Genomic DNA, 13,817 nt, shown 5'->3' on the forward strand with positions numbered 1-13,817 from the left:
CATGCCAATCAGGATGCTGTCCTCGTTATCGATACACAGCACCTGAGCGCCACCCATTTGCCTGCCGTTGAGTTCGGCCACCTGCACCGGCAACGACATGCAGGTCGGTCAGACCGGCAAGATCGTTGCTCCACAGCTGTACATCGCGGTCGGTATTTCCGGCGCGATCCAGCACCTGGCCGGCATGAAAGACTCCAAAGTGATCGTTGCGATCAACAAGGACGAAGAAGCGCCGATCTTCCAGGTGGCCGATTACGGCCTGGTGGCGGACTTGTTCGAAGCCATCCCTGAGCTGGAGAAGCTGGTCTAATCCAGCGGCTTCACTTATAAAGAGCCCGACCTTTTGGTCGGGCTTTTTTTTGTTCCGGATTTAAGTGGGAGAGCATCGTCATGGATCTGCGCCGCCTGTGTGGCTGGTCATTACTGCTGGGTTTGACGATGTTGCCGGCGCTGTCCAATGCCGCGGGCAAGTGCGAGCGCCTGGTGGTGACCGGCAGCCCGGACGCGCCGCCGTACTTGTGGCAAGACCCGCAGAACCCCAAGTACTTGATCGGCGCCAGCGCTGACCTGTTGCAGCAAGTGGCGGGGGAGTTGGGCATCAAGGTCGAATTGCTCTACGCCGGCAAACGCTCCCAGGCGTTGGACGAAGTGCGCAGCGGGCGGATGGACATGCTGGCTGATGCGCCGTTGACCGTCAGTGAACTGGAAACCCTGGATTACATCCATCCGCCGTTGCTGGAAAACGATTATCTGGTCTGGACCCGCAAGGATTCGGCGCTCGTCTACAACCAGGTGCAAGACCTTCACGGCCATCCCGGCGCCGTGTCGGAAAAGTCTCGAATGACGCAGGCATTCGGCACATTTGCCCAGCAGCAATTGACCCTCACACGTACCGCCAACCTGACCCAGGCCTTTCAGAAATTACTCCTGGGCGAAGTGGAATTTGTCCTCGCCGGACGCTATTCAGGCATGGCGGCCGCCCAGGCATTGAGCATGGCCAACGACCTTGTTGCCCGTGTCGAGCCGGTCGACAAACCCGGCCTGTTCCTCGCGGTTTCGCACAACTCCGCCTGCAACGATCCGTGGTTGCGCGGACAGCTGGCTAAAAAGATGACAGAATTGCCCGCGTCCGGACTGACGGAAGCCGCGCTGCTGCGCAATATCGAACGTTGGAAAGCACAACTTTCTCAACAGCAGCAACAACCCGTCAGTACCCCAAAACAGTAGGGATTTTTAGTGAGTATTCGACCTCTTTTCGCTGCCCTGGCCGTTCTGGCTCTGGCGGGTTGTGCAGCCGATCCGGCGCCGAATGAACAGATACGCCTGACCGAGCAGGCGCTCGTACAAGCAAAAGCCGTGGGCGCCACCGCTGACGATATGCCGGAAATGAAACTGGCCGAAGACAAATTTGCCCGTGCCCAAGGCGACATGACCGATCAGTCCTACAAACATGCGCGCATGCGTGCCGAGCAGGCCGAACTGGACGCACGCCTGGCCGAAGCCAAGGTGCTGACCGCTAAAAGCGAGGAGCAACTGAACGTGCTCAACACCCGCATCACTCGTCTGCGCAAGCAGTTGGGGGATGCTCAATGAGCCTGCACTCGAAAGTATTGGGCGGCTTGATCCTCGCTGGATGCGTCAGCCTTTATGGTTGCGCCGGCCAGCACAGTGAGGCGGCGTTGCAAGAGGCGGGCGCCGACTTCCAGAAGGTCAAGGAAGATTCGAACGTGCTGCGTATCGCGCCGAAAGACGTGATCCGCGCCGGTGAATCCCTGGCCCGCGCCGATCGCCTGTCCAGCTACTGGGGCAGCGGTTCGGATGTGGTGCATTACGCCTATTTGAGCCAGCGCTACAGCGAAATCGCCCGGGAGCACACCAACCAGGTGCTCAACGAAGAGCGCGCGGCAAAACTCGAACTTGAGCGTCAGCGCCTGCAGTTGGCGTTGCGCGAGTCCAAGCTGCTCAGCGTGCAGCAACAGGGCAAGTGGCTCGAAGAGCAGATTGTCGCGTTGGCGACCACCCAGACCGACCGTGGTTTGGTGATGACCTTGGGCGATGTGCTGTTCGACACCGGCGAGGCCGAGCTGAAGAATTCGGCCAATCGCGTAGTGCTGAAAATCGTTCAGTTCCTGCAGCTCAATCCTAAACGCGTGGTGCGCATCGAAGGCTACACCGACAGCACCGGTGGCAAGCAGGAAAACCTCAAGCTATCGCGTGACCGTGCGCAATCGGTGGCCGATGTCTTGATGGACTTGGGAATTGACGACAAACGCATCCAGGTTGAAGGCTACGGCGACGAATACCCGGTGGACGTCAATGCTTCCGAGCGTGGGCGTGCGCAGAACCGTCGGGTGGAAATTGTGTTCTCCGACGAAAAAGGCCAGCTCGGCGCCGCCCGCTAACGGTTGCGTCACTGGAAAACCCGGCCTGCCAGGCAGCGCCGGGTTTTTTTACGACTGTGAATCAGCTCATGCAATCGATAAAAGCAGTACAGATTTTGCTGACACTGCACTGTACGGTCGACTATTGTGGCGACTGTGCCCGTACACTTCTAAACTGTTCCGGTATTGTTTCGCACAAGAATAAAATGCCCGTGAAATCGAGTGCTGCGTCATGACCAATCTCTTGCTGTACCAACGTATTGCTCAACAACTGGCCGAAGACATCCGCCGTGGTGTCTATCAACCGGGGGAGCGCGTGCCTTCGGTGCGCAAGATGAGTTCGCAGCTCAACGTCAGCCATGCGACGGTGCTACAGGCTTACGCCAACCTTGAAGATCAGGGGCTGATTCGTGCCCGGCCGCAGTCCGGTTACTACGTGCACCAGACGCCAGCCCTGACCGCGCCGACCCCGGACATCGCCCGCGTCGAGCGCCCCGGCCTGGTCACGCGCAGCAGCATCATTCAGCAAGTACTGGTCGAATCCCGCCGCGAGGGTGTGTTCCCCCTGGGCGCGGCGGTGCCGAGTGTCGATTATTTACCAGTCCGCGCGCTGCATCAGCAGCTCGCCAAAGTCACCCGATTCCATAGCCCGCGCGCTTTCAGCTACATGTTCAGCCCCGGTTTTGAGCCGTTGCGCCGACAAGTCGCGATCCGCATGCGCGATGCCGGTGTGGTGGTTGATCCCTCCGAAGTGGTGATCACCCACGGTTGCGTCGACGCATTGCAGATGTCCTTGCGCGTGCTGACGCGCCCGGGCGACCTGATCGCTGCGGAGTCGCCGACCTATTACGGTCTGCTGCAACTGGCGGATCTGCTGGGCCTGAAAGTCATTGAAATCCCCAGTGATCCGGCCACCGGCATGAGCCTTGAAGCCCTGCAACTGGCGGCCAATCAGTGGTCGATCAAGGCACTGGTGCTGACCACTCGTCTGAGCAATCCGCTGGGCGGCACCATGCCGGAGGAGCGTCAGAAACAACTGCTGCGCCTGGCGTCGGACTTTGACATCCAGATCGTCGAGGACGATATCTACGGCGAGCTGATGTTCGAGCAAGGCCGAACCAAGGCACTCAAGGCATACGACCGGCTCGACCGCGTGATTTATTGCTCCAGTTTCTCGAAAACCCTGTCGCCGGGGGTGCGTATCGGCTGGATGATCGCTGGCAAGTATCAGCAGGAAATCCAGCGCTTGCAGACCTTCAGCACGCATTCGGCGTGCAGCGTCACCCAAATGGGCATCGCAGCGTACCTGGAGAACGGCGGCTACGACCGACACTTGCGCTACATCCGTCAGGAATACCGCAAGAACCTCAGCGCTTTCCAGCTGGCAGTGCAGCAGCATTTCCCCGAAGGCACGCAGATGACCCGGCCGACCGGCGGTTTCATTCTGTGGGTCAGTTTGCCGGGACGCGTCAACACCCAGGAATTGCACGTACGGGCCTTGCAACAGGGGATCAGCATCGCGCCGGGGCTGATTTTCAGTAACACCGAGCAGTTCAATCACTGCATTCGGCTGAACTGCGGGATCCCGTGGAACCGTGAAGCCGAGCGCGCATTGATGACATTGGGGATGCTGGCCACACAATTGTGTCAGGAGACGACCGGCTTGTTCTGACGAGCTGGGCAGGTAGTTTCCTGCGCATACTTGTCATGTTGCCTACAACAGGCGAGCATATGGCCCTCTGCCGTCAGCGCTGTTGGGTTCATGAAGCCGATTTTTCCTTTCATCTGCTTTTCATTCTGCCTGCTGGTGACCTTTCATACCGAAAGCGTCATGGCGGCGGCTGCTCAGGAAACGCCGGCTGCCAGCACGACGGCGAAGACACCAGCGCCGGTCAAGAAAGCCGCGGCGGTTAAAAAGAAGCCGGCGCCGGTGAAAAAACGCCTGCCGATTGCCTCCAAGTCGAAACCCGCCAGTGAAGTGGTGAAAACCCAGCTTCCACCCGCCAACCTTGATTTGAGACTGCCACCGCAAATGGCCGAAGAATTGAAACCGATCGGCACGGTGCCACTGCCCAAGCACGATGCAGTGTTGCCGCAGATGTTTGGCGACAAGGCGGGCAGCAGCCCGTTTCAACTCAACGGCCGGTTGCTCAGCAACGAAATGCAGTTGCAACTGCGTAACGAAGAGCGTCGGGAAGTCGAAGGCGCCGCGCTGGACTTCGAGTTCAAACAGTAAATCACCCCCATCCGTGACCCGCGGGCCAGACGCTTTGTCGGAGACTGGTCAGTCACGGTGGTTTCAGCGAAAAAACCCGGGCCCAGGTATTTTTAAACAACTGTTTTAGCGGTTACTCTGTGCCCCGTCCTTTAACACAGCGCCCGTCGCGAGGAGCTTGTCGTCATGAAATGCCGTGAAGGCTGTGGCGCTTGTTGTATTGCCCCTTCCATCAGTTCACCGATTCCCGGCATGCCTCAGGGCAAAGCCGCCGGAGAACGTTGCGTGCAACTTTCTGTCGAAAACCTGTGCACGATCTTCGGCAAACCGGAGCGTCCTGCGGTGTGCTCTGCTTTTGCTGCCGATGTCGAAGTGTGCGGGACCAGCAATGACGAAGCGATCAGATTGCTGGGTTGGTGGGAGCAAATGACGGCGGCGTGATGTGTTTACGAACGGAACTTCAACAATAAGGAATAAGACTATGGGTTCGCTGCATCGTATTGCTGTGCTGTGTGGTTTGACGGCTGTACTCGCCACCTCGGCCGCCCAGGCGGAAGACTGGAAAGTGGCCAAGAATGAAGACGGCATCAAGGTCTCCCTGAGTGAAGTGGCCGGTTCTGATTACAAGGCCTACCAGGGCGTCACCGTGATGAAGACCACCATCGCCAAACTGCGCGCGTTGCAGGAAGACGTCGCGGGCGCTTGTGCCTGGATTCACGAATGCAAGACCCAGAAGCTGCTCAAGCACGAAGGCGATCAGAGCTGGACCTACACCCAGTTCAATACCCCGTGGCCAGTGACCCCGCGTGATTCGGTGTTGCACGTCACCACCATCGAAGGGGCCGACGGCAGCCTGACCCGCAAGCTTGAAGGCGTGCCCAAGTACATCCCGGAAGAAAAGGGTTTCGTACGCGTGACCCAGGTAGAGGGTTTCTGGAAGTTTGTGCCTAAAGGTGCTGATCAGGTCGAAGTGACTTACCAGGTGCACACAGAGCCAGGTGGCAGCGTGCCGGCCATGGTTGCCAACAAGTTCGTGGTCGATGCGCCGTTCGATACCTTGAAGGCCCTGAAAGAACGCGCCGAGAAGTAATCGTCAAGCGCGGCAACTAACGCCCCGACTGGTTCGGGGCGTTTTTCGTTGGGGCGAGACCAAAGCGCAATCCCGGTGGGATCGGGCTTGCTCGCGCAGGCGGTTAACTATTCAACAGGGAGGGCGACTGACACGACGCATTCGCGAGCAAGCCCGCTCCCACAAGTTGCAGGCACTGTCAGTTCTGGCTTTATTGTGTTTCCGGATATTCGTTGCACGAAATTTTCACAAGACCTCCAAGACAATCCGCCCCCGTCAGCCTGCCAATCAGTAATCAATGGCAATGAGGCGGGTGATCGTGCAACATTTGCGCACCGCGCAAGCCCCGGGGTCGAGAATTGGCCAACAGAGGGCAAGGCGCCGCCGTATTTTTGAAACTTAAACTTCCAATGGGTCCTTAAACGACATGGCAAACCCGGACGCCCTGAATCAGCAGCGAGCTTCTAGTCGCCTGCTGCAACCGACCGTCAAATCGCATCTGGCCTACACGCTGCTGTGCGCCTTTATCATGATGGTCATGTTCAGCCTGCTGCGCGTTGCGCTGCTGGTGTACAACCGCTCGATGATCCTCGACACACCGGCCTCGACCTTCCTTGAAGCGTTCGCCAACGGCTTGCGTTTCGACCTGCGTCTGGTGGTCTACCTCTGCATTCCGCTGCTGCTGGCGCTGTTCAGCGTTCGGGCCATGGCTGCCCGCGGGTTCTTCCGCTTCTGGCTGACCATCGCATCGAGCATCGCGCTGTTCCTCGGCTTGATGGAGATGGACTTCTACCGCGAGTTCCACCAGCGCCTCAACGGCCTGGTCTTCCAGTATGTGAAGGAAGATCCGAAGACCGTGATGAGCATGCTCTGGTACGGTTTCCCGGTGGTTCGCTATCTGCTGGCGTGGGCGTTCGGCACGCTGATCCTGACCCTCGCGTTCAAGGGCGCCGACCGCGCGACCCGTCCTCGCGGTCCGTTCAGCGGCGGCAGCATCGGCACCCGCCAGGTGGCGCCGTGGTACACCCGCACCGCGGTGTTCGTGGTGTGCCTGCTGATCTGTGTGGTGGCCGCTCGCGGCACTTTGCGTCAGGGGCCGCCGCTGCGCTGGGGTGACGTCTACACCACCGACTCCAATTTCGCCAACCAGTTGGGCCTCAACGGCACCCTGTCGCTGATCGCTGCGGCCAAGAGCCGGATGTCCGAAGATCGCGACAACATCTGGAAAGCCACGTTGCCACAACCTCTGGCCCAGCAGACCGTGCGTGACATGCTGGTGATGCGCGACGACAAGCTGGTGGATGCCGAGACCGCCGCCGTGCGCCGCGATTACACGCCGCCGGCCGACAAGACCCTGCCGATCAAGAACGTGGTCGTGATCCTGATGGAAAGCATGGCCGGTCACTCGGTCGGCGCCCTGGGCGCACCGGGCAACATCACGCCGTACCTCGACAAACTGTCGAAAGAAGGCCTGTTGTTCGACCGCTTCTTCTCCAACGGCACTCACACCCACCAGGGTATGTTCGCCACCATGGCCTGCTTCCCGAACCTGCCGGGTTTCGAATACCTGATGCAGACCCCGGAAGGCAGCCACAAATTGTCCGGCCTGCCGCAATTGCTGAGCGCGCGTGATTACGATGACGTGTACGTCTACAACGGCGACTTCGCCTGGGACAACCAGTCGGGTTTCTTCAGCAACCAGGGCATGACCAACTTCATCGGTCGTAATGACTTCGTGAACCCGGTGTTCTCTGATCCGACCTGGGGCGTGTCCGACCAGGACATGTTTGACCGTGGTTTGGTCGAGCTCAAGGCACGGGAAAACGGCAAGCCGTTCTATGCCCTGCTGCAGACGCTGTCCAACCACACGCCATACGCCTTGCCGACGCCATTGCCGGTCGAACGCGTGACCGATCGCGGCAGCCTCAACGAACACTTGACCGCCATGCGTTACGCCGACTGGGCACTGGGTCAGTTCTTCGAGAAGGCGCGCAAAGAGCCGTACTTCAAGGAAACCCTGTTTGTGATCGTTGGTGACCACGGTTTCGGTAACGAGCAACAAATTACCGAAATGGACCTTGGCCGCTTCAACGTGCCGATGCTGATGATCGCGCCGGGCATCCAGGAAAAGTTCGGTCAGCGTAATCACACGGTCGGCACTCAAATCGACATCGTGCCGACCATCATGGGCCGCATCGGTGGCGAAGTGCGCCAGCAATGCTGGGGTCGCGACCTGTTGAACCTGCCTGAAGGCGATCAAGGGTTTGGTGTGATCAAACCGTCGGGCAGCGAACAGACCACCGCCATTCTCAGCGGCGACCAGATTCTGGTGCTGCCAAAAGAGAAGGAAATGGAGCCCAAGATGTATCGCTATGAAATGGGCGCCAAGCCGCATGCCGAGATCCTTGCCAATGATCCGCGCACGGCCGAGTTGAAACTCAAACTCGAAGCGTTCCTGCAAACTGCGACCAAGAGCCTGCTCGACAACACCGCCGGTGTGGTGGACGGCAAGCCGGACTAAATAGCCGGCACAATAAAAAAGAGGCCCTTTTTCAAGGGCCTCTTTTTTTGTCCGTTAAATGGTTATATCCGACCAAGTAAGAGCAGGATCAACAGCACTACCAAGACCACGCCGATGATGCCTGATGGACCATAACCCCAACTTCTGGAGTGTGGGAAAACCGGCAAACCACCGATCAGCAGGAGGATCAGAATTACGATGAGAATGGTGCCCATGTCTATTTCCTTGTTAGAAGTGTTCGGGAATGACCTAGCTTTTAACTGTCAGCTGGAAGGCGTTTAATTCAAGCTGCTTACAATCTCCGACTCTCGCGCAAGTCGGAAAATTCCATGTTTTTTTAATGTTTTTCGAAGAAAGGCTTATTTCTTTTTAAACGCGTTAGTTGAAACGCACGCGCCCACGGTTTGCTCGGGCCATTCAGCAATTTGATGGAGCGTGGGTCGGACAATGTCCTTCGCTACACTCAGCGCATCTTCCCCGGAACAACAAGGCTGTCTGCTATGCAAAATCGCATGATGATCACTGGCGCGGGCTCGGGCTTGGGTCGCGAAATCGCGCTGCGTTGGGCGCGTGAAGGCTGGCAACTGGCCTTGTCGGACGTCAGCGAGCCCGGTTTGCAGGAAACCCTGAAACTGGTGCGCGAGGCCGGCGGCGACGGTTTTACCCAGCGCTGCGATGTGCGCGATTACAGCCAGCTGACCGCGTTCGCCCAAGCGTGCGAAGAAAAATTCGGCGGTATCGACGTCATCGTCAACAACGCCGGTGTGGCCTCGGGCGGATTTTTCAGCGAACTGTCGCTGGAAGACTGGGACTGGCAGATCGCGATCAACCTGATGGGCGTGGTCAAGGGCTGCAAGGCGTTCCTGCCGTTACTGGAAAAAAGCAAAGGCAAGATCATCAACATCGCGTCGATGGCGGCGCTGATGCAAGGCCCGGCAATGAGCAATTACAACGTGGCCAAGGCCGGTGTGGTGGCGTTGTCGGAAAGCCTGCTGATCGAACTGGCGCAACAGGAAGTGGGCGTGCATGTGGTGTGTCCGTCGTTCTTCCAGACCAACTTGCTGGATTCTTTCCGTGGCCCGACGCCGGCGATGAAGGCCCAGGTCGGCAAGTTGCTGGAGAGCTCGCCGATCACCGCCAGCGATATTGCCGACTATATTTATCAGCAAGTCGCCGCCGGCCAATTCATGATCCTGCCCCACGAACAGGGCCGCATGGCCTGGGCGATCAAGCAGAAAAACCCGCAACTGCTTTACAACGAAATGACCGTCATGGCCGACAAGATGCGCGCCAAGGTCAAACAAAACGCCGGCTGATCTTGCCCGGGCGCATCACCGTCGTTAGGGTGGCCGCCATCGGCCATCCTCACGAGACCTCTGCATGCTCAACTACCTGTGGTTTTTCCTCGCGGCGCTGTTCGAAATCGCCGGCTGCTTCGCTTTCTGGATGTGGCTTCGCCAAGGCAAAAGTGCCTGGTGGGTGCTGCCGGCGCTACTCAGCCTGACCCTGTTCGCCCTGTTGCTGACCCGCGTCGAAGCGAGCTATGCCGGGCGTGCCTACGCTGCCTACGGTGGCATTTACATCATCGCCTCGATTGGCTGGCTGGCGGTCGTGGAGCGCATTCGTCCGCTGGGTTCGGACTGGGTCGGCGTGGCGCTGTGTGTCATCGGCGCCAGCATCATTCTGTTCGGCCCGCGCTTTAGCGCATCCTGAAGGATCGGTCCTGCATTTTGACTGTGTTGTCAGACGCTTCCGTCAGCGTCCTTCGCCTGGCGCTGTAGGGCAGGACTGATTTGCCGTCCGCGCATTGAAGAGCCGCTACGCGCAGGGCATCTTCGAGGGCCGGTAATCCTGAAGGACCATGACCATGCTTGTACTCAGTCGCGTCGTCGGCGAGATGATTTCCATCGGTGACGATATTTCAGTGCGCGTTCTTGAAGTCAGCGGCAACAGCGTGCGTTTTGGCGTCGAAGCGCCAAAAAACGTCAGTGTGCATCGTGCCGAAGTCTACGAACGTATCCAGATCAAACTGGCAAAAACCAAGGGCCGCTGAGGCGCTCGGTCAAACACGGTTCAGTCGAACAAGTGCTTGGGCACATCATGTTTGAGCATCAACTGGCATTGCTCGCTTTCGGGGTCGAACACGATCAGCGCCTGTCCTTTGGTGAGCGCTTGACGGACGCGTAATACACGGGTTTCCAGCGGTGTGTCATCACCGTTATCGGTGCCGTCACGGGTCACGAAATCTTCGATCAGGCGGGTCAGGGTGTCGACTTCAAGTTGGTCGTACGGGATCAGCATAGGCACCTCGGCGAAAACAATGGCGCGATGCTACGGCGAATGGCGGGTTGCGGCTAGCCTGCATATCAGTGAGTGCCTGGGCTGACGCCTTCGCGAGCAAGCCCGCTCCCACAGGGAAACTCGGTCGCTTGTGAGAACAGGCTTGCTCCCACAGGGAAACTCGGTCGACTGTGGGAGCGGGCTTGCTCGCGAAGGCGATCTCGCAAACAACGTATGGCTGCGGTCAGTTATCGGACCGCTGACCGACAAGGCTGTCCACCGACGGCACCCGCGTATCACTTTCCATCTGCGTGTCATGTTCGATCTGATGACTGAACCGGTCCAGCGACCCTTTCGCCGGTTGTGCATCGCTGGCAAACACTGGCGGGCTCAGGATGTACGCCCCCAGCAACCGGCTCAGCGCCGCAAGGCTGTCGATGTGCGTGCGTTCATACCCATGGGTCGCGTCGCAACCGAAGGCGAGCAGGGCGGTGCGGATGTCATGCCCGGCCGTCACCGCCGAATGCGCGTCGCTAAAGTAATACCGGAACAGATCGCGACGCACCGGCAGATCGTTGTCGCTGGCCAATCGCAGCAGGTGCCGCGACAGGTGATAGTCATAAGGCCCGCCGGAATCCTGCATTGCCACGCTCACCGCGTGTTCGCTGGAATGCTGCCCAGGGGCGACCGGCGCAATGTCGATGCCAACGAATTCGCTGACGTCCCACGGCAACGCCGCCGCCGCGCCACTGCCGGTTTCCTCGGTGATGGTGAACAGCGGATGGCAATCGATCATCAACTCCTCGCCGCTGTCGATAATTGCCTTCATCGCCGCCAGCAAGGCGGCGACCCCGGCCTTGTCATCCAGGTGACGGGCGCTGATGTGGCCGCTTTCGGTGAACTCCGGCAACGGATCGAAGGCCACGAAATCACCGACGCTGATCCCCAGCGAGTCGCAATCGGCGCGGGTCGCGCAATAGGCATCCAGACGCAACTCGACGTGGTCCCAACTGATCGGCATTTCATCCACGGCGGTATTGAACGCATGCCCGGACGCCATCAGCGGCAACACGCTGCCACGGATCACGCCATTGTCGGTAAACAGACTGACGCGGCTGCCCTCGGCAAAACGGCTGGACCAGCAACCGACAGGCGCCAGGGTCAGGCGCCCGTTGTCTTTCACCGCACGGACCGCCGCGCCGATGGTGTCCAGGTGTGCGGAGACCGCGCGGTCGGGGCTGTTCTTTTTGCCTTTGAGCGTGGCGCGAATGGTGCCGCGCCGGGTCATCTCGAACGGAATGCCCAGCTCTTCAAGCCGCTCGGCGACGTACCGCACGATGGTGTCGGTGAACCCGGTCGGGCTGGGAATGGCGAGCATTTCCAGCAGGACTTTTTGCAGGTAATTAAGATCCGGTTCGGGGATTTTGCTGGTCATGGAAACTCCTGATGAGTTGAAGGCATCGATGGTTTCGATGAGAGGAAAAATGGTTGGCAGAGCCGGCGCCTTCGCGAGCAAATCGAATCGCCGCTCCCACAGGGAAATGCGGTCAAACGTGGGAGCGAGCTTGCTCGCGAAGGCTTCAGTCCAGACAACACATGCTTAAGAAGCGGCCGGCTGACTGTGTGGAAACAACAAATCCACAAAGCGCTCAGCCGTCGGCTGCGGTTCATGATTGGCCAACCCGGCGCGCTCATTGGCTTCGATAAACACGTACTCCGGCTGATCGGCGGCAGCCACCATCAAGTCGAGCCCGACCATCGGGATATCCAGCGCTCGCGCGGCACGCACGGCGGCATCGACCAGGGTCGGGTGCAGAATCGCCGTGACATCTTCAAGAATGCCGCCCGTGTGAAGATTCGCCGTACGCCGTACGAACAAGTGCTCACCCGCCGGCAAGACGCTGCTGTAGTCATAGCCCGCCGCGTGTAGCGTGCGCTGGGTTTCATGATCGAGCGGTATTTTGCTTTCACCGCTGGTAGCGGCCTGGCGACGCCGACTCTGCGCTTCAATCAACGCGCCGATGGAATGCTGGCCGTCGCCGACCACTTCCGCCGGGCGCCGAATGGCCGCGGCCACCACCTCGTAGCCAATCACCACGATCCGCAGGTCGAGGCCTTCGTGGAAGCTTTCGAGCAACACGCGACTGTCGAACTGGCGCGCACTTTCAATCGCCTGCTGCACCTCTTCAATGGTCCGTAAATCCACGGCAACGCCTTGGCCTTGTTCGCCATCCAGCGGCTTGACCACCACGCGCTGATGTTCATCGAGAAACGCCAGGTTGTCATCGGCGTTGCCCGCCAGTTGCTGGGTCGGCAATTTCAGGCCGGCCGCTTTCAGCACTTTGTGCGTCAGGCTTTTGTCCTGGCACAAACTCATGCTGATGGCGCTGGTCAGGTCGCTCAGCGATTCACGACAGCGCACACGGCGACCGCCATGACTGAGGGTGAACATCCCGGCGTCGGCGTCATCGACCTGCACATCGATGCCACGTCGATGAGCCTCCTCGACAATGATTCGCGCATACGGATTGAATTCGGCCTGCGGCCCGGGCCCGAGAAACAGCGGCTGGTTGATGCCGTTTTTACGCTTGATCGCGAAGGTCGAGAGGTTGCGAAAACCCAGCTTGGCGTAAAGGCTCTTGGCCTGTTTGTTGTCATGCAACACCGACAGGTCGAGGTAGCTCAGGCCACGGCTCATGAAGTGCTCGACCAAGTGCCGTACCAGCACTTCACCGACGCCGGGTCGCGAACACTGTGGATCGACCGCCAGGCACCACAAACTGCTGCCGTGTTCCGGATCGTTGAACGCCTTTTGATGATTGAGGCCCATGACGCTGCCGATGATCGCGCCGCTGTCTTCGTCTTCGGCGAGCCAATACACCGGGCCGCCCAAATGACGCGGCGTCAGCAGCGTCGCGTCAATCGGCAACATGCCGCGCGCCTGATACAACTGATTGATCGCCTGCCAGTCGGCGTCGCTTTGCGCACGACGAATGCGAAAGCCGCGAAACACCCGAGTCGCCTGCCGGTAATCGCTGAACCACAAGCGCAAGGTGTCGGACGGGTCGAGAAACAGCTGCGCCGGTTCCAGTCCCAATATTTGCTGAGGCGCGGCGACGTACAAGGCGATGTCGCGCTCACCCGGTTGTTCATTCAACAACTCTTGAGCGAGGCTGGCGGGGTCGGGAAAGGTGTGACCGATCAGCAACCGGCCCCAACCGCAATGCAGCGCAATCGGCGCGGCGCCCAATTCGCTGCCGTCTTCGGCCAGACGTGCCTGCAAGCGTTCATAAGAAGGCGACTGGCCGCGCAACAAGCGTTGGCTGTAAGCCGTGGCGTGAGGTTTCATCG

General features: G+C 59.3%; 15 protein-coding genes and 1 pseudogene. 12 read left to right on the plus strand and 4 right to left on the minus strand.

The window, feature by feature from the left end; genetic code table 11:
* Positions 1-91: 91 nt before the first annotated feature.
* The 9 genes and pseudogenes from ACQKP4_RS13785 to ACQKP4_RS13825 all read left to right on the plus strand — a co-directional run.
* Positions 92-310 (plus strand): annotated as a pseudogene (locus ACQKP4_RS13785) (FAD-binding protein); the annotation flags it as partial.
* Positions 311-390: 80 nt separating this feature from the next.
* Positions 391-1,227, plus strand: coding sequence for a substrate-binding periplasmic protein (locus ACQKP4_RS13790; protein ID WP_427633920.1), 837 nt, complete (start codon positions 391-393; stop codon positions 1,225-1,227).
* Between the two features lie 9 nt (positions 1,228-1,236).
* Complete coding sequence (locus tag ACQKP4_RS13795) at positions 1,237-1,593, plus strand: DUF4398 domain-containing protein (RefSeq protein ID WP_427633922.1); 357 nt, start codon at positions 1,237-1,239, stop codon at positions 1,591-1,593.
* Positions 1,590-2,402 (plus strand): OmpA family protein, encoded by an 813-nt coding sequence (locus ACQKP4_RS13800; protein WP_427633924.1) that lies wholly within the window; start codon positions 1,590-1,592, stop codon positions 2,400-2,402. Before ACQKP4_RS13795 ends, ACQKP4_RS13800 begins: the two co-directional genes overlap by 4 nt.
* A 211-nt stretch (positions 2,403-2,613) precedes the next feature.
* Positions 2,614-4,053: a PLP-dependent aminotransferase family protein gene (locus tag ACQKP4_RS13805; protein ID WP_427633926.1), complete on the plus strand. Its 1,440-nt coding sequence runs from the start codon at positions 2,614-2,616 to the stop codon at positions 4,051-4,053.
* Between the two features lie 90 nt (positions 4,054-4,143).
* On the plus strand, positions 4,144-4,617 hold the full coding sequence (locus tag ACQKP4_RS13810; protein ID WP_427633928.1) for a translation initiation factor 2: 474 nt from the start codon (positions 4,144-4,146) through the stop codon (positions 4,615-4,617).
* Between the two features lie 165 nt (positions 4,618-4,782).
* On the plus strand, positions 4,783-5,037 hold the full coding sequence (locus tag ACQKP4_RS13815; RefSeq protein WP_427633930.1) for a YkgJ family cysteine cluster protein: 255 nt from the start codon (positions 4,783-4,785) through the stop codon (positions 5,035-5,037).
* A 40-nt stretch (positions 5,038-5,077) separates the two neighbouring features.
* A complete protein-coding gene (locus tag ACQKP4_RS13820) occupies positions 5,078-5,686 on the plus strand; it encodes an START domain-containing protein (RefSeq protein ID WP_427633931.1) in 609 nt (202 codons plus the stop codon).
* A gap of 406 nt (positions 5,687-6,092) precedes the next feature.
* Complete coding sequence (locus ACQKP4_RS13825) at positions 6,093-8,186, plus strand: LTA synthase family protein (RefSeq protein WP_427633933.1); 2,094 nt, start codon at positions 6,093-6,095, stop codon at positions 8,184-8,186.
* Positions 8,187-8,248: 62 nt separating this feature from the next.
* On the opposite strand, the gene ACQKP4_RS13830 is transcribed toward ACQKP4_RS13825, so the two are convergent.
* The gene (locus ACQKP4_RS13830) at positions 8,249-8,407 is read right to left on the minus strand and encodes a DUF3309 family protein (RefSeq protein WP_172825980.1); all 159 of its coding nucleotides are present in this window, start codon (positions 8,405-8,407) and stop codon (positions 8,249-8,251) included.
* A 279-nt stretch (positions 8,408-8,686) separates the two neighbouring features.
* Between ACQKP4_RS13830 and ACQKP4_RS13835 the strand changes: the two genes are divergently transcribed.
* From ACQKP4_RS13835 to csrA, 3 genes are all read left to right on the plus strand, one after another.
* Positions 8,687-9,502 (plus strand): SDR family oxidoreductase, encoded by an 816-nt coding sequence (locus ACQKP4_RS13835; RefSeq protein ID WP_427633935.1) that lies wholly within the window; start codon positions 8,687-8,689, stop codon positions 9,500-9,502.
* A gap of 64 nt (positions 9,503-9,566) precedes the next feature.
* A complete protein-coding gene (locus ACQKP4_RS13840) occupies positions 9,567-9,899 on the plus strand; it encodes a YnfA family protein (RefSeq protein WP_427633937.1) in 333 nt (110 codons plus the stop codon).
* Positions 9,900-10,053: 154 nt separating this feature from the next.
* Positions 10,054-10,239, plus strand: coding sequence for a carbon storage regulator CsrA (csrA, locus tag ACQKP4_RS13845; RefSeq protein WP_427633939.1), 186 nt, complete (start codon positions 10,054-10,056; stop codon positions 10,237-10,239).
* A 20-nt stretch (positions 10,240-10,259) separates the two neighbouring features.
* On the opposite strand, the gene ACQKP4_RS13850 is transcribed toward csrA, so the two are convergent.
* From ACQKP4_RS13850 to ngg, 3 genes are all read right to left on the minus strand, one after another.
* Positions 10,260-10,487, minus strand: a complete 228-nt coding sequence (locus ACQKP4_RS13850) for a YheU family protein (protein WP_007945785.1) — start codon at positions 10,485-10,487, stop codon at positions 10,260-10,262.
* 223 nt (positions 10,488-10,710) lie between these two features.
* Complete coding sequence (locus tag ACQKP4_RS13855) at positions 10,711-11,901, minus strand: osmoprotectant NAGGN system M42 family peptidase (RefSeq protein WP_427633941.1); 1,191 nt, start codon at positions 11,899-11,901, stop codon at positions 10,711-10,713.
* A gap of 165 nt (positions 11,902-12,066) precedes the next feature.
* A complete protein-coding gene (gene ngg / locus ACQKP4_RS13860; RefSeq protein ID WP_427633943.1) occupies positions 12,067-13,815 on the minus strand; it encodes an N-acetylglutaminylglutamine synthetase in 1,749 nt (582 codons plus the stop codon).
* Positions 13,816-13,817 lie beyond the last annotated feature (2 nt).

It is taken from the genome of Pseudomonas sp. NPDC086278 (assembly GCF_050280905.1).
In the GTDB taxonomy this organism is placed as follows: domain Bacteria; phylum Pseudomonadota; class Gammaproteobacteria; order Pseudomonadales; family Pseudomonadaceae; genus Aquipseudomonas.